Origin of the sequence: Bacillus sp. ISL-45 (assembly GCF_018613195.1) — a bacterium.
Classification (GTDB): Bacteria; Bacillota; Bacilli; order Bacillales; family Cytobacillaceae; genus Mesobacillus.
On the sequence record NZ_JAGGQQ010000025.1, the window covers coordinates 18,023 to 39,669 of the forward strand.

20 protein-coding genes are annotated in these 21,647 nt (G+C 44.8%); 16 read left to right on the forward strand and 4 right to left on the reverse strand.

Features of this window, described 5'->3' with window-relative positions; all coding sequences use genetic code 11:
- Nucleotides 1-235 precede the first annotated feature (235 nt).
- The 5 genes from J7E35_RS22785 (at nt 236) to J7E35_RS22805 (ending at nt 6,428) form a co-directional block, all read left to right on the forward strand.
- Nucleotides 236-922 (forward strand): response regulator transcription factor, encoded by a 687-nt coding sequence (locus J7E35_RS22785; RefSeq protein ID WP_214784565.1) that lies wholly within the window; start codon nt 236-238, stop codon nt 920-922.
- Nucleotides 906-2,309, forward strand: coding sequence for a HAMP domain-containing sensor histidine kinase (locus J7E35_RS22790; protein WP_214784568.1), 1,404 nt, complete (start codon nt 906-908; stop codon nt 2,307-2,309). The genes J7E35_RS22785 and J7E35_RS22790 overlap by 17 nt, the downstream gene beginning before the upstream one ends.
- A gap of 356 nt (nt 2,310-2,665) precedes the next feature.
- On the forward strand, nt 2,666-4,537 hold the full coding sequence (locus tag J7E35_RS22795; protein ID WP_251041191.1) for a polysaccharide biosynthesis protein: 1,872 nt from the start codon (nt 2,666-2,668) through the stop codon (nt 4,535-4,537).
- A 70-nt stretch (nt 4,538-4,607) separates the two neighbouring features.
- On the forward strand, nt 4,608-5,756 hold the full coding sequence (locus tag J7E35_RS22800) for a DegT/DnrJ/EryC1/StrS family aminotransferase (protein WP_483297673.1): 1,149 nt from the start codon (nt 4,608-4,610) through the stop codon (nt 5,754-5,756).
- 27 nt (nt 5,757-5,783) lie between these two features.
- Nucleotides 5,784-6,428, forward strand: a complete 645-nt coding sequence (locus J7E35_RS22805) for a sugar transferase (protein WP_353050393.1) — start codon at nt 5,784-5,786, stop codon at nt 6,426-6,428.
- A gap of 28 nt (nt 6,429-6,456) precedes the next feature.
- Here the strand turns inward: J7E35_RS22805 and J7E35_RS22810 are convergent, their stop codons facing one another.
- From J7E35_RS22810 to J7E35_RS22820, 3 genes are read right to left on the reverse strand one after another with little or no spacing between them, the layout of a single operon-like run.
- Complete coding sequence (locus J7E35_RS22810) at nt 6,457-7,371, reverse strand: NAD-dependent epimerase/dehydratase family protein (RefSeq protein WP_214784577.1); 915 nt, start codon at nt 7,369-7,371, stop codon at nt 6,457-6,459.
- Nucleotides 7,372-7,375: 4 nt separating this feature from the next.
- Nucleotides 7,376-8,380, reverse strand: coding sequence for a glycosyltransferase family 2 protein (locus J7E35_RS22815; RefSeq protein WP_214784580.1), 1,005 nt, complete (start codon nt 8,378-8,380; stop codon nt 7,376-7,378).
- Nucleotides 8,381-9,442, reverse strand: coding sequence for a glycosyltransferase family 4 protein (locus J7E35_RS22820; RefSeq protein WP_214784583.1), 1,062 nt, complete (start codon nt 9,440-9,442; stop codon nt 8,381-8,383).
- A 163-nt stretch (nt 9,443-9,605) separates the two neighbouring features.
- Between J7E35_RS22820 and J7E35_RS22825 the strand changes: the two genes are divergently transcribed.
- The 4 genes from J7E35_RS22825 (at nt 9,606) to proC (ending at nt 13,929) form a co-directional block, all read left to right on the forward strand.
- Nucleotides 9,606-10,256 (forward strand): YveK family protein, encoded by a 651-nt coding sequence (locus tag J7E35_RS22825; RefSeq protein ID WP_214784586.1) that lies wholly within the window; start codon nt 9,606-9,608, stop codon nt 10,254-10,256.
- 24 nt (nt 10,257-10,280) lie between these two features.
- Nucleotides 10,281-11,699: an oligosaccharide flippase family protein gene (locus J7E35_RS22830; RefSeq protein ID WP_214784589.1), complete on the forward strand. Its 1,419-nt coding sequence runs from the start codon at nt 10,281-10,283 to the stop codon at nt 11,697-11,699.
- Nucleotides 11,696-12,889, forward strand: coding sequence for an O-antigen ligase family protein (locus J7E35_RS22835; RefSeq protein WP_214784592.1), 1,194 nt, complete (start codon nt 11,696-11,698; stop codon nt 12,887-12,889). The genes J7E35_RS22830 and J7E35_RS22835 overlap by 4 nt, the downstream gene beginning before the upstream one ends.
- Nucleotides 12,890-13,080: 191 nt before the next feature.
- Nucleotides 13,081-13,929: a pyrroline-5-carboxylate reductase gene (gene proC, locus J7E35_RS22840; RefSeq protein ID WP_214784595.1), complete on the forward strand. Its 849-nt coding sequence runs from the start codon at nt 13,081-13,083 to the stop codon at nt 13,927-13,929.
- Nucleotides 13,930-13,967: 38 nt separating this feature from the next.
- On the opposite strand, the gene J7E35_RS22845 is transcribed toward proC, so the two are convergent.
- Nucleotides 13,968-14,444 (reverse strand): hypothetical protein, encoded by a 477-nt coding sequence (locus J7E35_RS22845; protein ID WP_214784598.1) that lies wholly within the window; start codon nt 14,442-14,444, stop codon nt 13,968-13,970.
- 168 nt (nt 14,445-14,612) lie between these two features.
- Here J7E35_RS22845 and J7E35_RS22850 point away from each other — a divergent pair, with 168 nt between their 5' ends.
- The 7 genes from J7E35_RS22850 to J7E35_RS22880 all read left to right on the forward strand — a co-directional run bounded on the left by J7E35_RS22850 (nt 14,613) and on the right by J7E35_RS22880 (nt 21,010).
- Nucleotides 14,613-16,334: an ABC transporter ATP-binding protein gene (locus J7E35_RS22850; RefSeq protein ID WP_214784601.1), complete on the forward strand. Its 1,722-nt coding sequence runs from the start codon at nt 14,613-14,615 to the stop codon at nt 16,332-16,334.
- 68 nt (nt 16,335-16,402) lie between these two features.
- Nucleotides 16,403-16,621: a hypothetical protein gene (locus J7E35_RS22855; protein WP_214784606.1), complete on the forward strand. Its 219-nt coding sequence runs from the start codon at nt 16,403-16,405 to the stop codon at nt 16,619-16,621.
- A 541-nt stretch (nt 16,622-17,162) separates the two neighbouring features.
- Nucleotides 17,163-17,546 carry a GntR family transcriptional regulator gene (locus tag J7E35_RS22860; RefSeq protein ID WP_214784609.1) on the forward strand — a complete coding sequence of 128 codons (384 nt, stop codon included), beginning with the start codon at nt 17,163-17,165 and terminating at the stop codon, nt 17,544-17,546.
- The gene (locus J7E35_RS22865) at nt 17,546-18,448 is read left to right on the forward strand and encodes an ABC transporter ATP-binding protein (RefSeq protein ID WP_214784612.1); all 903 of its coding nucleotides are present in this window, start codon (nt 17,546-17,548) and stop codon (nt 18,446-18,448) included. The genes J7E35_RS22860 and J7E35_RS22865 overlap by 1 nt, the downstream gene beginning before the upstream one ends.
- Nucleotides 18,449-18,461: 13 nt before the next feature.
- Nucleotides 18,462-19,175, forward strand: a complete 714-nt coding sequence (locus J7E35_RS22870; protein WP_214784615.1) for a hypothetical protein — start codon at nt 18,462-18,464, stop codon at nt 19,173-19,175.
- Complete coding sequence (locus tag J7E35_RS22875; RefSeq protein ID WP_214784618.1) at nt 19,172-19,861, forward strand: hypothetical protein; 690 nt, start codon at nt 19,172-19,174, stop codon at nt 19,859-19,861. The genes J7E35_RS22870 and J7E35_RS22875 overlap by 4 nt, the downstream gene beginning before the upstream one ends.
- Nucleotides 19,862-19,951: 90 nt before the next feature.
- Nucleotides 19,952-21,010, forward strand: a complete 1,059-nt coding sequence (locus J7E35_RS22880; RefSeq protein WP_214784621.1) for an aromatic acid exporter family protein — start codon at nt 19,952-19,954, stop codon at nt 21,008-21,010.
- The last annotated feature ends 637 nt before the right edge of the window (nt 21,011-21,647 follow it).

Here is a 21,647-nt window from a genome sequence, read left to right on the forward strand (position 1 = left end):
TTTGATCTTTGAAAAAGCCGGCAGTTGGGCTTTTTCTTAATTCTTCCCCGCGGAAAACGAAGCGCCTGGAACGAAAATCAACTGCCGAGTTTAACAAGCAAATTTTTATAAAATAGCTATTGGATCCCCCGGTATCAAGCGGGGGATTTTTCCTGTAAGATTAAAAATAGAAAAGTCACCGGGAATGATCCATTTCAGCCATTGGGGCTTGTTGATGATGACGGGAGGGGCGACAATGAAAAGCATATTAATAGTAGAAGATGAACAAACGATCTCAAGAGTGCTGGCGGTTTACCTGAAGCATGAAGGCTATGAGGTCTTACAGGCCTTCGATGGAAAAGAAGGTCTCCGTTTATTCACTCAAGGCCAGCCGGATCTTGTTCTGCTGGATGTGATGCTGCCGGAAATGGACGGCTGGGATGTTCTGAAGGAAATCCGGAAAATCAGCTCCTGTCCGGTCATCATGCTGACTGCCCTTGGGGACATTGACTATCGCTTAAAAGGGCTGAACCAGGGAGCAGACGATTATATTTCCAAGCCGTTTGTTGGCGAAGAGGTGGTTGCCAGAGTGAATGCGGTGCTGCGCCGTTCTTCGAATGTCATTGATACGGATATTACAAAACAGTTTGGCAGCCTGAAAATAAATATGGATTCACATGTCGTCACAGTCAATGGCGAAAAAGTGGTGTTAACGCCCAAAGATCTCAGTTTGCTGATTTTCCTGGCAGAGCGGCCAAACCGGACCTTCACAAGGGAAGATTTGATCGAAAGTGTCTGGGGAATGGATTATGACGGCAGCGATCGCGCGGTAGATCTTTCGATAAAAAGAATCCGCCATTCATTGGCAGAGTGGCCGGCGGCACAGGGAGAAATCAGGACATTAAGAGGATTGGGGTATCAGTTCAGTGTTTACGAAAAATAAAAAGCACGTTCCATTATTGAGATATTGGACAACCAGATACCTTCTGACCCTGATTGTCGGGCTGCTTTTGCTCGGTGCCGGCTCGGTGTGGTGGATAAAGGAAACGACACTGGAAAACCGATTGAAGTTAATGGAGTACATGGCTGTCGAAACGGCTGACCGGGTCGCGCAGTCCAGCGATTTCGGCGGTTTTGACAAAAGGATGGGAGACCGGACCAGGTTCTTCGAAATGGAAAACCAGCCACTGCTTATGATTACTGATATGGAAGGGAACGTCCTGAACACTGGTCCGATGCATGGCGGTGGGGGTCCCCGTCATTTTTCAGGAAAGGTACCCTCAGAAATCATTACAAATGATGACAGCATTAAGAGATTCAGTGAAAATGGAACAGATCTATATGCTGTTAAGGCGCCGATTACCATCGATCAGCTTCAGTCCGGCTGGGTTGTCGTGATGCAAAACGCTGGCGATTTGACTGACGTTGACCAGGAATACCGTTTGCTGCTCATTTTACTGGTGGGACTGGGCTTGCTTGGCTGGATTGTTATTTATCTTCTCACCAAAAGAATCCTGAAACCTATCCAGGATGTAGCGGCGGCAGCGGCACAGGTGCGTGAAGGGGATTATGACATCAAGCTTGATTCGGAACAGAAGGAACTTGAAATATATGAACTCATTACTTCTTTTAAAGAAATGACCAGCCGACTGACCCAGCTCGAGCAAATGCGTGCTGAATTGCTGGCTGGAGTGACGCATGATTTGAAGACGCCTGTTACCTCGATCAGCGGCCTCGTCCAGGCTGTTCGCGACGGAGTGGTGACGGGGGAGGAACGCCAGGAATTTCTCGACATCACGCTAAAAGAAATCAATAGATTGCAAACCATGATTGCTGACTTGCTGGAATTCAATTCACTGGCAGCCGGCGCATTCACAATCCGGCAAGAGAATTGTGATATGAATAAACTTTTTGAGGATATTGGGAGGCAGTGGCAAGTCACGCAAACTGAACCTGTTGATCTGAAGGTCATCACGCCAGGCCACACCATATGCACTATGACGGATCCATTGCGATTGCAGCAAATCCTGATAAACTTGCTGAATAACTCCTATCAGTCGATTGATGGCGAAGGCACTATTACCCTCCTTCTTTCAGAGGGAAGGATTGATGTAAAAGACACAGGATCCGGCATACCAGAAGCTGAGCAGGCACTGGTGTTTGAGCGCTTCTTCCGCGGTGAGAAAAAGAAACTCAAAGTCAGGGGTCTAGGCCTCGGCCTGCCTTTCAGCAAAATGCTCGCCCGATCGCTTGGTGCGGATTTGATTTTAAAAGAAAGCAACCCTACTGGAACGACTTTTTCTCTTGTGTGGGAGAAAAATGGAGAATAGCACAATAGTAAATAGAAAGCCTTCCCGAATCTAAATGTTGGGAAGGTTTTTTTTTGTCAGCTCCTGAGCCTGTCCAGGTTTTTCTCCCTTGTCAAAATATTGCTAGTATCCATGAGGCGCCTTATTATGAGCAAATCGAATCGCTTGCCAGGGTTGCAAAAGAGAAAAGTGTGTAATTCGGTGGGGATTCGAATTGTAGGTCAGGAGTCCTCTCTGATATTTCAAGGGTAGGAATCGAAATTTATCAATTAATTAACAGATTACAGTAGCAAATAGGCGCATAGGTCAATATCCTAATGTGTATAGGAAGATATTCCCTTGAAAAAGGAAGTGAACGGTAATATTGCAGGAGGGTTATGAAAAAAGTTTTTATAGAAGAGGGTAAAAAGATGCGTAAGCAAAGAAAACGATTGATGTTTATTATCAGTGATATGGTCATTATTTCCCTGTCAGTAGTAGTGAGCTTTTATATTTTAATGGAAGGGAATACGACAGGCTTAGATGGTTACAGCATCTTTCAAAGCTTGTTGATTGTTCTTCCAGCGTGCCTGCTGGCCTTTATTTTATATAAGGTTTATCACAGGCTGTGGAAATATGCGAGTGTTATCGAAGCAATGCTTGTCTTTAAGGCTGTTTCTCTTGCAGTTATCACCTCTTTTATAATCCAGTTCCTCCTTGAAAACCTTCGGATCATAAGCCATATTTCACCTGTTGTCTTTGTGCTGTTCTGGTTATTTATATTGACTGGTATATTCACCTCACGCTTTATTTTCAGGTATAGGCAGGAGTCAAAATATCCAATCAGCCAGGAAAGGGAAAGGGCATTGATCGTTGGTGCGGGGGATGCCGGGATGCTTGTTGTTAAGGAGCTTAAAAACTATCGGAAAACATTGCTGCCTGTAGCCATGATCGATGACAATGCTTCGAAGCAGAGAATGAAGATTTTTGGCATCCCGATCGTTGGCGGCAGGGAGGATATCCCTCTGGCTGCTGAGCAATACCAGGTCCATACGATCGTTATCGCGATGCCTTCTGCCCCTAAGCAGGAAATAGCAGAGGTCGTGAATATTTGCAGGCAGACAAAATGCAATGTGAAAATCCTGCCTCGTGTCAGCGATATTATCGACGGTAAAGTATCAGTCAACAGGATCAGGGATGTGGAGGTTGAGGATTTGCTGGGCAGGGACCCCAGTATTCTTGATCTGGAAGGAATAGCAGAATACCTTGAATCGAAGACGGTATTGGTCACAGGTGCGGGCGGCTCGATCGGGTCGGAATTATGCCGCCAGCTCACACGGTTCAAAGTGAAGGAGCTGATTCTATTAGGCCACGGAGAAAACAGCATTTACCAGGTTAAGAGTGAACTGATGAAGAAGAATCCTGATCTCCCTCTAATAGGGCTGATTTGCGATATCCAGGATCAAAAAAGAGTGAACAGCATCTTCAGGAAATATAAGCCGCAGATTGTTTTTCATGCGGCAGCGCACAAGCATGTTCCGATTATGGAAGAGAATCCCCTGGAAGCGGTCAAGAATAATATTCTTGGTACGAGAAATTTAGCGGAAGCAGCCGACGCCAGCGGAGCAGAACGTTTTGTACAGATTTCAACAGATAAAGCGGTAAGGCCGACAAGTATCATGGGAGCCACGAAAAGAGCGGCTGAAATGATCATCCAGGCCATGGATAAAAAAAGCGCTGCTAATTTTTGTATTGTTCGCTTCGGCAATGTATTGGGAAGCCGTGGCAGCGTTGTGCCCTTATTCAAAAAACAAATCAGTGAAGGTGGTCCGGTGACGCTGACACATCCTGACATGGTCAGGTATTTTATGACCATTCCAGAGGCCGTCCAGCTGGTCATCCAGGCTGGTGCCTTTGTTAAAGGAGGAGAGCTTTTCCTTCTGGATATGGGTGAGCCAGTAAAAATCAAGCATTTGGCCGAGACCTTGATCTCCCTGTCCGGACTTGAGCCGGGAGTTGATATCGAACTGAAGTATACTGGGATCCGTCCGGGAGAAAAGCTCTATGAAGAATTACTGACAGCTGAGGAAGAGGTACTGGATACAGAGCATCATTTAATATACAAAGCAAAGAATGTCTCGGCCATCGACCCTGACTTTTTTAGAAAACTGCAACAGCTTGAAGATCTGGCAGAACAGGAAATAGAGGACCCAGACCTTATGCTGCCAGCACTTAAGTCGATTGTTCCAACCTATCAGCCAAACAGATAACAGCTGCACTATAATCCCCAGTAAGTTTCCTGCCATGGCACTGCAACCAACCAGAGAAAGGAGGCTTTTTGTGAAGGTTCCCTTTTATACCCCTTATATCGGCCAGGAAGAAATAGATGAGGTCACTTCGGCAATTCAGTCAAATTGGCTGACCAAGGGCCAGAAGACGAAGGATTTCGAGGTGAAGTTTGCCCAGTATGTAGGAAGCAAACATGCTCTAGGGCTGAATTCCTGTACGGCAGGACTGCACCTCGCCCAGAAAGTCCTTGGCATCGGCGAAGGAGACCAGGTCATCACCACCCCTTATACTTTTGCGGCAACAGTGAATACGATTCTCCATTGTGGTGCAGAACCCGTGCTTGCAGACATTGATCCCTTGACCATGAACATTGATCCTGAGGAAATTGAAAAAGCAATAACTCCAAAAACAAAAGCGATCATACCGGTCCATTTTGCGGGTTTTCCGTGTGAAATGGATATGATCATGGAAATTGCCAGGCGACATAATGTTAAGGTGATCGAGGATGCAGCCCATGCAGTCTATACAAAATACCATGACCGCCTAGTCGGAAGCATAGGCGATATAACCTGTTTCAGCTTTTACGCCACGAAGAACCTTTGCACAGGTGAGGGCGGAATGATCACGTCAGATGATGATGGGATCATGAATGAGCTTCAAATCCTGAGCCTGCATGGAATGAGCAAGAATGCCTGGAACCGCTATTCTGATAAAGGAACGTGGTTTTACGAGATTGAAAGTCCAGGATACAAATATAATATGACAGATATTCAGGCATCGCTTGGAATCGTCCAGCTTGGAAAATTAGAAGAAATGCAGGATTTGAGAAAAAAGATAGCTGATCAATACCAAATTTCTTTCTCAAAAGTCGAACAGCTGCTGGTGCCGCATGATGATCCGAAGCACCGGCACGCCTGGCATCTGTATCCTGTCAGGTTGAAGGGAGATACCCTGAAAATTGGCCGGGATGAATTTATCGAGAAGCTGAAGGAAGCGGGAATAGGCACAAGTGTGCATTTCATCCCGATACCAATCCATCCGTATTATAAGAAGCTGGGTTATAAGATTTCCGACTACCCCCACACACTAGGGGCATATGAAGGAGTCATCTCACTGCCTTTATTTCCGGGAATGACCGAAAAGCAGGTAGAGTATGTCATACAACAGGTTATAAAACTGGCAGATCAATATAAAAATTGAGAAGGTGAAGCAGCTCTGCAGAAAAGGATTCTTGATCTCACTGTATCTATTGTTGTGCTTGCTCTGTTAATCCCCGTTTTTATCCTGGCTGCTGCCGGGATAAAATTAACAAGCCCCGGTCCTGTATTTTACAAGGCGAAAAGAATTGGGCTGGGAGGGGAACCATTTATCATGTATAAATTCAGGACGATGCATGTCCTTCAGGCAGAAAAAAGACTAGTCACAAGCGTGGATGATCCCAGAATCTTTTCCTTCGGTGCACTCCTTCGAAAATCGAAGGTGGATGAATTGCCTCAGCTGCTGAATGTGCTAATGGGAGACATGTCAATCGTTGGTCCGCGGCCAGAGGATCCTGTTATCGTAGAAAGGCACTATACGGAAGAGCAATTAAGGACTCTTGGTGTTCTGCCAGGCTTAACGAGTCCGGGAAGCCTTTATTACTACACATCGGGAGAGTCCCTGCTGACCGGAGAAAATACCGACCAAAAGTATATTGAAGACGTCATGCCTATGAAACTGGCAATTGATCTCTGTTACACCGAAAATATCTCATTTATGTACGATTTGAAAATCATGCTTCGGACCGCGTATGTGATCGTCGCGAAACTGGCTGGCCGGAAAAATTTCAAAGAGATTTGGGAATGTTCCAAAATAAAAACAGAAAAGAAGTAGCCCCCTGGTTTTTGCCAAGGGGCTGTTTTTAGGGCTTATAAAAAGTTAAGGTCTCTGCCAAACCTTGATCCAGGGTGTATTGAGGGGTCAATTTCAACCCTTGTCTGGCAAGTGTATTATTCAGCTGGCTGTGGAGAATGTCGCCTGGACGCGATGCTTCATATGAAACCACTAATCTTGAGTTGGAGATCGCCTCTAAGCGTCTCACTAGTGTATTAAGAGAGGTTTGAGCATTAGTCCCTATATTGAACGTAGACCTGCTGCCTGCTGCCAGTGCCGCCAGATTGGCAGCGGCGATATCTTTTACATAAATGAAATCACGGGTTTGCTCGCCATCACCATAGATGGAAAGCGCCTTTCCCTGGACAAGCCGGTCCATGAAGATTGAAATGACACCACCTTCACCAAGGGGGTCCTGTTTTGGGCCGAATACATTGGCGTAGCGGAGAATGCTATAGTCGATCCCGTAAAGAGTGGAAAATAACCTGATATAATGCTCTGCTGTTAGCTTTGAAAGCCCGTAAAATGATTCTGGCTGTAACGGATGCTTTTCATCGACTCCAATGTATTGAGGATTGCCATAAACAGCTGCCGATGATGCGAAGATGAATTTTCCTGTCTTGTATTGTTGGCATAATTTCAGAAGTGAAAGGGCGCCGGCAATATTGATTTCAGCATCATTGCGCGGGTCCTCCAGCGATTTCTGGACACTGATCTGGGCTGCCTGGTGGATTACCACATCGGGACGGACCAGCTTGAAAACGACAGCAAGATCGCCGTTATCCAGCAGGTCGACAGGGAAGAAGGCAGCACGGGCTGGCACGTATTCTCTTTTTCCAGTTGAAAGGTTATCGACAATGAACACTTCATGCCCGGCTTTTAGCAGTTCCTCTGCTATGGTTGAGCCAATGAAACCGGCGCCGCCTGTTACCAGTACTTTCATAACATCAACTCCTTTTTTTAAGGATCAAGCTTGCTATCCCAATCATGTTGCCGAATCCATAGGAAAAATGAAGGGTTGGGAAAGAGAGCAGAAGGCACAGACGGAACAGGATTTTTGGTTTCTTAATAGACCTGCTTGCTTTAAAAGCAAAAAAAACTGCAGCTCCCATGTACAGGATGAACTGGAGGAAAAATAGAGCTGGTATGAAGAAAGCAAAGAATAATAGAGTTGCCGTGAATAAGAAAGGGATGCATTTGCGGAAGGCAGGGACCTTTTTGTGCTTCGCGAAGGTTCTGGTTGTCCAGTACCCGTAGCGATAGTATTGCTGCCATAAATCGATGTAGGTTGGACGAGAGTAATACTCAAGGATAATCGCAGGATTCAGGAGGATCCGCAGTCCCCTTGCTCGGGCTCTGAGGCAGAAATCATAATCTTCATCGCCCAAGAGCTCTTCGTCATATCCACCTAAGAGCTGCCATGTTTCCTTTGTAAAAGCGCCAAAGGGTACCGTATCGGTCTCCACCATGTCAATTCCCTGATACGTTCGGTAAGAGGCATTGCCAATGCCAAATGGATGGCAGACCGCAGTGGAAATGGCGGTGGATACCAGCGTGCCCGAACCTGGAGAAATCCTGAGCCTTCCGCCGGCTATACCATTAAATTCAATAGATTCGAGGGTTGTTACAGCTTCGGAAATATAGTTTTCCGGAGCTTTTGTATGCCCGTCAATCCGGACGATGATCTTTGAAGACGCAGCTTCACATGCCATATTCAGCGATCGGGGAATCGCCCTGTGCGGGTTGGTCAGCAATTTAATTTCCCGATTGGCCTTTAGGTTGTTTGCTTTATCAAGAACTTGATTCCTCGTACTGTCAGTTGAATTGCCGTCTATGATGATGATTTCAATAGGACCGTCCCAGGATTGATCATTTATGCTCTCGATCACTTCTGATATATATTTTTCTTCATTATATACAGGTATAATGACTGAAATTTTGCGTGTTTCCATTTACATCCTCCTCTCCTCGAGCACTTCCAGGTAAACTTGCTTTGTTTCCTGGATCATCGTCTGGAGATTGAATTTGGATTCAGCTGCTTTTCTTGCACCTGTCCGGATCCGTTCTGCCTTTTCAATATCCATCAATAGTTCAGTAATCTTTGAGGCGAATTCCTCTGCTGAATGCGTCCCAATAAGAATTCCTGTCTTCTCATCGACGACTGCTTCGCTGATTCCCCCGACATCAATTGTCACGACGGGAGTGCCAACCGCGAATGCCTCAAGGATGCTCATTGGGAAAGCCTCCCGAAAGGAAGTCAGCACAAAGACATCAATTGATGCCAGGAAAGCATCCGGGTTGCTGATATCCCCGAGCATTCGCACTCTCCTCTCCATTCCAGACTGTCTGATTCTTTGCTCGATTTTCCCGCGGTCCGGTCCATCTCCGGCAATAACGAATTCACAGCTTCCTTTTTCAAGTGTTTCGGCAATCTCCAAAAAGAATGGAATATTCTTTTCCGGAGAGATTCTGCCGAGGATTCCGATCGTTTTTTTGGCTCGATCCTGCCTGATGTTCACATACTGGAACTGCTGCAAATCCACTCCGTTATAAATGGTCTTTATTTTTGCCGCCGGGACACCCATAATGGTCAGTTCATCTGCCTGAGCCCGATAGACAGTGATCGTTCGATCAACAAAGTATATTAAAAGAACCACAAGCAAGGACGGAAAATGATGGTCCAGAAGTGTCACGTTATGCTTCGTATAGATCAGCTTTATCCGGGGAAAGAAGCATTTTAAAAGAAGGGCATGGAACAGCATCCTCAGGCTGTTGGCATGGATGGCTGATATGTCTTTTTTCACGATTAGCCAGAACAATATGAAAAGGTTCGAAATGGGATTCCCGCTGATTTCAGTAAAATTGGCTGGATTGCTTAAGTATTGGACAAATGAACCTTTCCTGGCAGCTGTATAGATCTGCAGCTTTTCGTCAGGAATCATATTCTCGCATTTAACAAAATATCTCTCTGCACCCCCGGTATCCAGGAAGTCTGTTATAAATAATAGATTCATTGGTTTCATCCTCATCTTGGTAAAAGATATCTCGAAAAATAGTTTATGCTCGACATGGGAATTTGGTAACAAAATCGGAAGGCCCAGGCAGTAAAAAGGAACCTTTTTCTTGAAAATCGATATAAATAATACAGTCATATGAACCAGGAAGGGGGAAGTGTGTTTGTCAATCATAGAACTTGCATGGGTGCTGAAACGGAGAGTAAAGCTGATTGTTGCTTCGTTTCTAAGCGTAGTCCTTTTGGCTTTGATCTTGCTGCAATTCGTCCTCAATCCAGTCCACCAGTATAAAAAGCAAATTTTAATTGGAAACATCAATACTTCCACTTCTTATGTGGATCCGATTACAAATGAACAGTTAATTCAAACGTATATAGATTTAGTTGAAAGCTCGGCGGTACTAGAGCCTGTCATCTCAAAACTAGAGCTGAAGCGTACAGTCAAGGATGTCCAGGATCAATTACACATTTCAAACAATAAAAACTCTTTAGTCGTGACGTTGGCGGTTCATGATAAGAGTCCGGACCTCGCGAGGGAAATTGCAAATGAGATTGCTGAATCTTCTGCCGTTGAGTTCAAGGAAGTAACGGAGGTCGATGTTGTCCATATCCTCGAAGGAAAGGGCAATCAGACAAAGCCGGAAAAGATTTTTCCGAACATGGGTGTATCGATGGCCATTGCTGCCGTTGTCGGCCTTTTTGCTGGACTCGGAATAGCGCTGCTGAAGGATTATTTTGATAGCGCCGGAAAGAATCCGGCAGCGAAGGAATTCACAAGGGCACGCACCAGCAAGGGCGAAAGGAATAAGTACTAGGTCGGAATAAAAGTGGGGAAGTTTATGAGCAAGGCTGTCAAAAACGGAATCGGAAAAAATGTCTTTCATCTGTTTTACAGTACGGCACTTTCCAGAGGGATCAATACAGTGGTGTTGATTGTGCTGGTCAATTATTTAAACGCTGAGAATTATGGAATGTTCAGTGTGGCACTGGCATTTGCGATGGTCATGGGGTATTTTACAGACGCCGGCCTGAGCAATACCGTGCTGAGGGAAGGGTCCAAACAGAATGCAGATATTCCTGCCATTGTTGTTTCGTATATAAAATTACGGGGCATCCTTCTTGCTGCGACATTTTTGGTTTCGTATGCCATCATCCATTTCTCATACGATCAGCCACAGTTAAAAGGAATCATGTTTTCCCTGGTCATTCCAATGGTTGCCGGACTTGCGCTGCAAAGTATCGGGATTACCTACTTCCAGCTGAAAGAAAAGATGGAGTATTTAGGTTATATTCGCATTTGTTCTTCGCTGGTGCTAGTGATCCTCATTCCAATTGGCATGTTGTTATCGCTTCATGTGCTTATGATTGCCTTTTTATTCGGGCTTTCCTATCTGATCGCTGGTTTTTACGGCCTGTATCTGGTGGGAAGGCAGGTCAAGCTCAACCTCCGGACTCCGTTCAAGAAATCCCTGCTTAAAAATATCTGGTCCTTTGTGCTGAGCGGTTTGCTGATCATGCTCCTGCCGCAATTAGGGCCGCTCGTCCTGGAAAAAACGATCACAATGACTGAAGTGGGGTTGTTCGCAGTAGCCTACCGGATTCCATCTGCACTGTATCAGATTCCAGGTGTCATCGCCGGAGCATTTTACCCGGTGCTGTTCCGCCATTTCCATCATGGTAATCATCAGGAACACTTGAGGCTCAACATTCTCCAGGCAAAAATGATGGGGGTGATTGGCATGCTTATGACAATCCCCATTTTCTTTTTGTCGAATGAAATGGTTTCCCTGCTTTTCGGCACAAAATGGGCCGGAGCGGCAGAACCGTTGAAAATTGCCGGCCTGATCTTATTTTTTCAGAGCATCAGTATCGCCTTTGCCGATGGGCTGACAACAAAAAATCTCCAGACGAGACGAACGACAGTCCAGTTTGTGGTCGTTGTGGCAGCGCTGTTCCTCTATTACCTTTTAAGCGGGGAATTTGCGGTCATGGGGGCCGTCTATGCTGCTGTCCTGATTGAAATCATTTCCGTCCTCGGGTTTCTGGCGATGAACCCGGATCGCTGGTCCATCGCAAAAAAGTCTGCGAATTATTTTGTGTTTTTTGCGCTGTGTTTCTATGGAATAGATTTCCTGCTTCCAGGCAATCCGTACTTGGCGTCATTCGTCAGCTTTGTTTCCATCTGTCTGCTCTGCTTGCTGGATCAGGAGTTAAGGAAATTAATCCTTTCTTTGAAAAAAAGGAGGGGGATCTCTTGAAGCAAAATCGAAAATACCTCATCCTGATGGGACTCTTCATATTGATCCATCTGGGGAAATACAGCATAGATGTGGGGTTTTCAATGCAGCCATATATGCTGCTGCTATTTGGGTACTATCTCTTTCATCTTCGCGAAGTCGTTTTTGGAAAAACTGCTGAATATGAGGCGGCCATGTATTTGTTTTATCTATACTATGCTTTTACAGGAGTTTTTTCCTTATTCCCGGCAAGCAGCCTGCGGATCATCCTCGGCTTCATTCTGGTCATCAGCTGCTATTTATTAATGAAATCGTTAATTTCTGGCTTTTCGACTAAGGTGATAGAAAAGGCTGTGGCAAATGCAGGTCTGCTGTTCAATGGCATGAGCCTGCTTCTGTATTTTTACGGGCTGAAACAACTGGGGTTCCAGTTCTCATCCGGTGGGGATGAAGACATTCGAATGCATGGGGTGCTCCTGGACCGGGATTATCCTCGGCTGATTGGACTTCTTGATGACCCGAATTTTTATATCCTTCACAATACCCTTTTTTTTGCCTATTACTTAACTAACCTGCAAGCCCGAAAAAATCGCTCTGGCCTCTTGCTGTCGGTTGTATGCAATGTGCTGACCTTTTCACGCGGAGGTCTTGCTGCCATGCTATTCATCGCATTGATGTACATTTTTCTGAAGAGGGTAAAATTCTGGACACTCTTAAAAACCTTCAGCATCACCATTGCAACCGGGTTCATTGTTTCACGTTTCACGAATTTTAACATATTCGAAATGATTACAGACAGAATGACCGGAATCGGCAATGACGGTGGCAGCGGCCGGTTTGAAATATGGGAAAAAGCGCTGCAGTATTTTTTAAGCAGTCCGCTGACCGGAATCGGCGTCTTCAACTTTTCAGACTATTATCTCAGGGATACAGGCAAGCTTAAATACGCGCATAATACCTTTCTGGAAGTGTTAGCTGAATCGGGAGTGATCGGTATTTCCTTATTCCTGGCCATGCTGGCTCTCATTTTTGCTAAGCTCCAGACAGAGAAGATTTACAAAAATGCCCCATACCTTTATCTAGCCTATTTTGGAATCCTGATCCAGATTTTTTTCCTTTCAAGCATTCCAAATGAGATGTTTTTTCTGTTTTTAGCTGTTCTCTGTCCTTATGTCGTTAAGGAGAACTTCACTTCCCGTATTCGGCTGTAATTTGGATTCTCAATGGATTAACGATGATTTACGCAATAAAATGCACCGTATAAACAAAATGTTTCCGCTTTCATTCACTATCTCGCCAGTATGCTCCTGAATTGGCTGTATATCCTTGAATCTCATTCTGAGGATGTTACTATAGGTAACGTTGATAAAATATGAACGGAAATAAACTTTTTATGAGGTGAATGCGGTTGTTAAAACATAAAAAAGTAGCATTTTTAGGTGCAGGATCAATGGCGGAAGCGATGATTTCAGGTGTAGTCAAATCAGGTAAAATGCGCGCGGAAAATGTTTATGTGACGAACAAGAGCAATGCGGCGAAACTGGAGCGTCTGAAATCCAGATACGGAATTAATGCGATGCCCCAGGCTGAATTGCCATATGAAGACATTGATATGTTTATTTTAGCGATGAAGCCAAAAGGTGCAGCGGGAGCACTTGAAGCTTTGAAGGATCAATTAGTGCCTGGCCAGGTGGTTGTGTCCGTTCTGGCTGGTATTTCAACAGGTTTTATGGAAGATAAACTGAAAGATGGCCAGCAGGTTGTCCGCGTCATGCCGAACACATCGAGCATGATCCAGGAATCAGCCACTGCCATTTCTCCAGGGCTGCACACAACGGATGAAAACATTGAGGATATAAAAGAGCTTTTAAGCAGCATGGGCAAAGTGTTCCTGATTGAAGAGGAGCAGATGGATATCTTCACAGGCCTTGCCGGAAGCGGACCTGCTTATTTTTACTACTTGATGGAGCACATGGAGCGAGTCGGCAGGGAAAACGGCATGGACGAAAAGATGGCCCGTGAAATCATTGCGCAGACGATTCTTGGTGCAGCAAAAATGATCATCGAAAAAGACGAAACTCCAGAGGTCCTCAGAAAAAATGTAACCTCTCCGAATGGAACGACAGCATCCGGTTTGAACGCATTAAGGAAGTACAACGGCGGAACGGCCATCTCCCAGGCGGTCAACCATGCAGCGAACCGCTCAAAAGAAATCAATCGAGAACTTGAAGGAGTCCTTGTTCCTTCTTAACAAAAAAACACTTCGGGCATCGCAGCCCAGAGCGTTTTTTACATATATAGCCGATAACCCCTCATTTTCTCATACAGGTATTGCACCCCATACAGCAGGTAGGCTTTGTAATGTATGTAGAAAAAGAATTGAAGGTGATTCAGCTTGTGCAGCTTGATGATTTTTAACTTCTTGAGTACATCAATAAAAAAGAAAGCAAAAAACGCATCGGCAATCGCATTCAGCGTAATGAATTTTTTGAAATTCCCATATGAGTTTTTCAGCAGCCACATTGATAGCGGCATATATGGTCCAATGCTGAATGGAAGTTCATCCCTTAGGAAGGACTTACGTTTATTGTAAAACTTCCACCATTTCCTTTTATGACCATACAAATGGTTGATAATTTCAAAACCAATAATAAAAATACCAGCAAAAGAGTAACGCTTGAAACTTCTTCTGCCAATGAACAATAAAGATAGCCAGGGAACAGCTATAATGATCACATTAAACAGGAAATGTCTCTTGGAAATCAAGGAGTTTTCACCTCAGCCACTTTTCGATTCTCTCTATAAACTAACCAACATTTAGTAAATATAACCGCGCGTTGAAAAATTATCCTCTGTGTTATTTTTTTCGAAATTATTGAAATAGTGTCACTCCTTGGCATATAATCACTTGAAGATATTAAAGGAGATAGGAAAATGATACGGAGATTCTTTACTTATTACCGCCCTCATCGGCGGTTATTCATCATTGACTTCAGCAGTGCGGTGATAGTTGCCTTGTTGGAGCTTGCTTTTCCGCTCGCTGTGCAATGGTTTATTGATACCTTATTACCTGGCGGGAACTGGAATATGATCGTCAGTGTTAGCATCGGGTTGCTGCTGTTGTATGTCATCAGCACATTGCTTCAATTCATCGTCAATTATTGGGGCCACAAGCTGGGAATCAATATTGAGACCGACATGAGGCAGCAGCTGTTTCAGCATGTGCAGAAGCAATCGTTCCGCTTTTTCGATAATACGAAGACCGGACATATCATGAGCCGGATCACCAATGACCTTTTTGATTTAGGCGAGCTGGCGCACCATGGACCGGAGGATTTATTCATTGCGGTGATGACATTCGTCGGTGCATTCTGGATCATGCTGACGATCAACGTCAATCTGGCATTGACTACGATGATCATCGTGCCATTCCTGATCTGGCTGATTACCTATTCCAACCTGAAGATGAACGCGGCGTGGAAAAACATGTACACAGATATTGCCGATGTCAATGCCAGGGTTGAGGACAGCGTGTCCGGTATCAGGGTGGTCCAGTCTTTTACGAATGAAGATTTTGAGATTGAGAGATTCACAAAGAATAATCGCAAGTTCCGTCGTGCTAAATTGAGTGCCTATAAGGTGATGTCCTTCAGTTCATCGAGCATTTATATGCTGACAAGGCTGATTGTTCTTGTTGTTCTCGTGTACGGTGCATGGCTGAGTTTCCAGGGGACCTTGAGCTATGGTGAATTGGTCGGCTTCGTCCTGTATGTGAACGTTCTTTTCAAGCCAATCGATAAAATCAGTGCCATCCTTGAGTTGTATCCAAAAGGGATGGCAGGTTTCAAACGGTTTACCGAACTGATGGACCAGAGTCCAGATGTCGTTGACCGGGAAGAGGCGATTGAGGTCGCTGGTTTGAAAGGGAATATTGAATTACGGGATGTCACGTTCAGCTATGATGAAAATAAACCGGTCTTGGAAGCAATCGATTTGAGAATCAATCATGGGGAAACGGTCGCGTTCGTCGGGCCTTCTGGTGCAGGGAAAACGACGATATGTTCATTGATTCCGCGCTTTTACGATGTTAACAGCGGCGCGATCGCGATCGATGGCATCGATATCCGCGAGATGACGAAGAAATCACTGCGCTCGCAAATCGGGATTGTCCAGCAGGATGTATTCCTTTTTACCGGAACGCTGCGTGAGAATATTGCATACGGTTCACTCGGGGCAACGCATGAGGATATCGTTAAAGCCGCTAAGCAAGCGCATCTGGAAGATTTCATCGCTGCCCTGCCGGATGGCTATGAAACGCAGATCGGAGAACGCGGCCTGAAGCTGTCGGGAGGACAGAAGCAGCGGATTGCGATTGCGCGGATGTTCTTGAAGAATCCGCCGATTCTGATTCTTGATGAAGCGACCTCGGCCCTCGATACCGAAACAGAAAGAATCATCCAGAAAGCTCTCGGGGAATTATCCAAGAACCGGACAACACTCGTCATTGCCCACAGACTGGCAACGATTCGAAGTGCCGACAGAATTGTCGTTGTCACTGAGGACGGAATTGCCGAGGAAGGCAGCCATGATGAGCTGATTGAACATGGAGGCATCTTCGCGAACCTGCATAAAGTCCAGTTTGAAACTTCTGTTTAGGGTTGGTTTATTTTTCCTGTATTTGCTATGATATAGGTAAAATCATGATAGATTTGGAGTGAAGTTCCATGACAGGAACCATAACAATCATAATGGTATTTTCGATCCCGCTAGTCGCGATTGTCACAAGCCATTATCAAAGAGTAGCCAAAATCAAACACAGCATGATTAAAGACGAAATCGAGCTTGAAAGATTGAAACACGAAAACTACCTGCTGGAAACGGAAAAGATGAAGCTTGAACTTATGAAGATCGAAAGTCCCCTGGATAAAACCAAAGTGTTATAGGATTTGCCCTCTCGCAGAATTGAATGCGAGGGGGTTTTTATATTTAGAGACTTACAGAGTTGATTGATAGCACCAGGTGATTTTCGATTTTCCAATATTAGGCTGAAGAGGAGATTATCCTGTTTTTTCGGGAGATTATCCTTAATGATCGGGAGAATAACCATGTTTTTTGGGAGATTACGCTTATTGATTGGGCAAATAACCAGGTTGTTCGGGAGATTATGCTGCCTCATCGGAAAGTATAGGGCAGTCAGCCAGGTTGAACAGGTAAAAAGATGATTTGCCATGAAATTTCCGAGTTGAAATTGTACCGACAATCAACTTTCCACTCAATTTTATATGAAACTTTCAATTTTTTGAGTGAATTATTCCTCCCACAGGTTACTCCTGCCTCTTCCTTGGCTAATTCCAAGCCTAATTCCCGGTCTAATTCCCCTTATTTTAAAAAAATGGTTAAATATCCCTTGTGATATGGCGTAAAATGTTATATAGTGCATTACAACAGTAATGCACTATATAGCCTGTTAGAGGAGGTGCGGGATTGATCCTGAATTCAGATAGCATGAAACCGATTTACGTCCAGATTGCTGAGTGGCTGGAAACGGAGATTCTCAGCGAGAGTATCAAGAGGGATGAGAAGGTTTATTCACAATATCAGCTTGCGGAAATGCTGAATATCAATCCGGCGACAGCAGCAAAAGGGTTGAATATTTTGGCGGATGAAAACATTGTTTATAAAAAACGCGGTCTCGGGATGTTCGTATCTGAGGATGCGAAGAAAATTATCATGGCGAAACGGAGGAACCAGACATTGAAGTCATTGGTGGCTGAGTTGGTGCGGGAAGCGGAGCATCTCCAGGTGACGGAAGAGGAATTGATCGAGATGATCCAGGAAGCCAAACGGGATTTAAAGGGGGATACATGATGAGTGTGCTGGAGTTCGAATCTGTAACAAAAACATATGGGAAGAAAAAAGCTTTGGATAATCTTTCGTTTTCCATAGGTGAAAATAAAATCACCGGTTTGATTGGCAGGAATGGCGCCGGCAAGACGACGATGCTGAAAATCGCTGCAGGTTTTATGCGAGAGAGTTCAGGTGGAGTCACAGTGTTTGGAGAGAATCCGTTTAATAATCTTACCGTGTCTGCGAACATGATCATGATTGATAATGACATGAACTTGCCAGCCGCACTGAATCTCGGAGAACTTCTGGAGGCAGCTGGCGATTTTTATCATAACTGGGATATGAAATTGGCACGGAATCTGCTTGATTATTTCGGCCTGGATCCAAAGCAGACGCATGCTGGGCTGTCAAAGGGGATGAAAAATACCTTCAATGCGATTTTAGGGCTGGCTGCCCGCTGCCCGCTGACCATTTTCGATGAACCGACAAACGGAATGGATGCGGGTGTAAGGAAGGATTTTTACCGGGCGCTCTTGAAGGATTACATCGCCAATCCCCGCACGATCATCATCTCAAGCCATCACCTGAACGAGGTGGAAGATATCCTTGAAGACATACTGCTCCTGAAGGACGGAAAGCAATTTTTGCATATGCCGATTGAAGAGCTCCGGGAGTTTGCAGTTATTGTGAGCGGAAAAGAAGAAGCAATGAAGAACTGGCTCCGAGGCCATGAGGTATTTCATAAAAGCAATACCGAATTCGGCAGGACGTATACGGTGATCCGCAATGACCTTTCCGATGACCAGATTGCCGCAGCGATGAAAAATAGCCTGGAGTTCTCGACCATTTCAAACGAGGATCTCTGTCTGTACTTGACGAGCCAGGAGAAAGGCGGGATTGATGATGTATTTAACAAAGGTTAGCCTTTGGGATGTTGTGAAAAAACAGTTTCGTTTTAAGTTGAAATCATACCGGGGGGTATTCACTTCCTTGATGCTGCTGCAGATCATCGGGCTTCTTTTTTCGCTTGGCGGAGAAGGAGGCAGTGGCGGAGGATCGGAAAGTTTCAGTTATGATATGAACTATTACTCTGGCAATTTCCTCCTTGCATTTATGATGATTTGGGCTTTCATCTCAGCGATCGTCGTTACCACCCAGGCTTATCGATATGATGATTACTCTTTTGTGGCCAACAGGCTGAGCAGTCATTTATCGAATATCCTGTTCCTGGGCTGGGCAAGCATCATCGGTGGTGTCACATTCGTGCTTGCAAGCCAATCACTGAAGCTTGTTTTTTTATTCCAACAGGACCGGAAATTCATTGAAAGCGAGCCAATGACAGTGCTGCAAGTGGCAGAAGGTCTTGCTGCTACAATTCTCTATTTGTTCCTGTTCACAGCGGTGGGCTACCTGGTCGGGATACTGGTTCAAAAGAGCAAAATTTTTACCATAATCCTTCCAGCGCTCCTTTTCGGAAGCATATTTTTAAATGTGTTCCTGGCGAATGAGTCTACCTATGTGATTGATATCGGCCAAGTTTTTATGAGAGAAACATCCTTTCTGCTATTCATGTTAAAAGTACTGCTGACATCCGCGCTTGCCTATGGGATATCAGCCCTGATTTCTAACAGCCTGGAGGTGAGGAAATGAGTTTGGTAGTTTTACTTTTATTTATCATTTTGCTGATCGTAAGTTTCGGCAGCTTTTCAAATAGATTTCTAGGTGCCAGATTCATGAGCGGCAGCATCGTCACAAAGGTCTTTGCAGGGTACCTCGTCATCCTGCTGGTGGCGGGAATTCTCGCATTCATGGTGCCTGTGGAGGATACCATAAAAGGCGAGTATCTGACGGATGAGGAGTTAGCGGAAAATGATCGGTTGAATAGCGATATTTACCAAACGGTCCAATCAGGTAAAATTGACGAAGCGGAAGGGCTCACCAAAAAAGGATCCTGGGATTTTCCCCTCGAAGGGAAGCATCTGGACATGAATATCATGGCACAGAATTTAATGGTGTTCATCGAAAAGGATCCATCTGATGAGGGGAAAGTAGAAGTGACTCATTACTCCACTTATTCCTATATCGACAATATAGATATAACCAGCCGCATCAAATCACCGGACATTGAATTAAATGGAACCACTCTGAAAATCTACCCGGTCGAACCTTTAAATATCAAGCTTATTAAGTATAAAAACGCATTTCCTTTTACTCAATTCACCGAAGACGAAGAGCAGTTCACCAGCGGTTATGGATTGATGCAAGGATTGGAATTCATCTATATCACTGTTCCTTCTGATACCGAGGTGAGCGGCGGCGGATATGTGATCAACTGACTTTGGAGTCCCTCTTATCAGGGGCTCTTTTTCGTATCCGGGTTATGTACGGTATAATGAGAGTATGTATTTAAAAATGAGGAATGAAAAATGGCTATACTAAAAAAATTCAATTTTGTCGGAGGAAGGGTTCTAAAAACGGGGATTGCGGTGTTCATTACGGCATTGATCTGCGAGCTGTTAGGCTGGCCGCCGATGTTCGCCGTGATTACCGCGATTGTGACGATTGAACCAACCGCGGCAGATTCGATAAGAAAAGCATATGTAAGATTCCCGGCGTCGGCGATTGGAGCTGCTTTTTCCGTCGTCTTCAACTTTGCCTTCGGCGACAGCCCGCTAACCTATATGCTCGTTGCCGTCGCAACCATCATTGCCTGCCACAGGCTGCACCTGCAGGATGGTGCGCTGGTGGCGGTGCTCACCGGCGTCGCCATGATTTCTACTGTCCATGACCACTATCTGTCCAGTTTTTTCATCCGTCTTGGTACAACTTTGACTGGGCTGACGGTATCGACCCTGGTGAACCTGCTCGTGATCCGTCCTGATTATTCTAAATCAATCAAGGCAAAAATCCGGCAGCTGATTGTGGAAACGGGAGACTTGATAGAAGGCAGGGGAACGGAAATCACAAGGCATCAGCCTTTGCACCGGGAAACTAGGTCCGACTTCCAGAAAATCCTGAAAGACTTGGAAGCGATTGAAACACTGTGCAAGTATCAAAAGAAAGAATGGAAACTGCACCAATTTGACCGGAAGGACATGCGGAATATCCATTATGAATTCAAGAAGCTGACGATTTTGAGACAAGTCCATTATCACGTCGGAAATTTGGTTTCCCTCCCATCGATGCACCTTCCCGAGGCAAAATCACAGATAGTCGAAGCCATGGTAAAATCGATCAAGTCCGCGTTCCACCATCCCGATTTTGCGATGGATGAATCCCACGATGCTATTGTAAAAGAACTGCTGGATTTATTGAGGCATGAGGTAGATGGACGGGATGCTTGCTCCCACCGATTCTCCGAAGAAACAGTCATCTATTATGAACTGGTCTCGATCCACGACCTGCTGGAAGAGTTGAACCATATTCACAAATTCGAAATCAGGCATCAAAAGCTGCTTGAAAAATCATTGGATATAAGCTCCTGATCGGGGCTTTTTTGTTTTGCATTAAAGCATCGGACAGGTATGTAGAAGAAGCCAGAAAAGTTATCCGAACCCGGTGACAGATTTGGTGGGAAAGGAAGAATAGCTGTCAAAAGAAAGCCAAACTTAAGACAGGTTAGGTGGAAAAAGCAGAAAAGCTGTCAGAAGTAGGCTCAACTTAAGACAGGTTTGCTGGGAAAAGAAGAAAAGTTGTCAGAAGTAGGCTCAACTTAAGACAGGTTTGCTGTGAAAAAAAGAAAAGTTGTCAAAAGAAAGCCCAACTTAAGGCAGGTTTGGTGGAAAAAGCAGAAAAGCTGTCAGAAGTAGGCTCAACTTAAGACAGGTTTGCTGGGAAAAGAAGAAAAGCTGTCAAAAGAAAGCCCAACTTAAGACAGGTTTGGTGGAAAAAGCAGAAAAGCTGTCAAAAGAAAGCCCAACTTAAGACAGGTTTGGATGAAAAAGTAGAAAAGCTGTCAAAAGAAAGCCCAACTTAAGACAGGTTTGCTGGGAAAAGAAGAAAAGTTGTCAAAAGAAAGCCCAACTTAAGGCAGGTTTGGTGGAAAAAGCAGAAAAGCTGTCAGAAGTAGGCTCAACTTAAGACAGGTTTGGTGGAAAAAGCAGAAAAGCTGTCAAAAGAAAA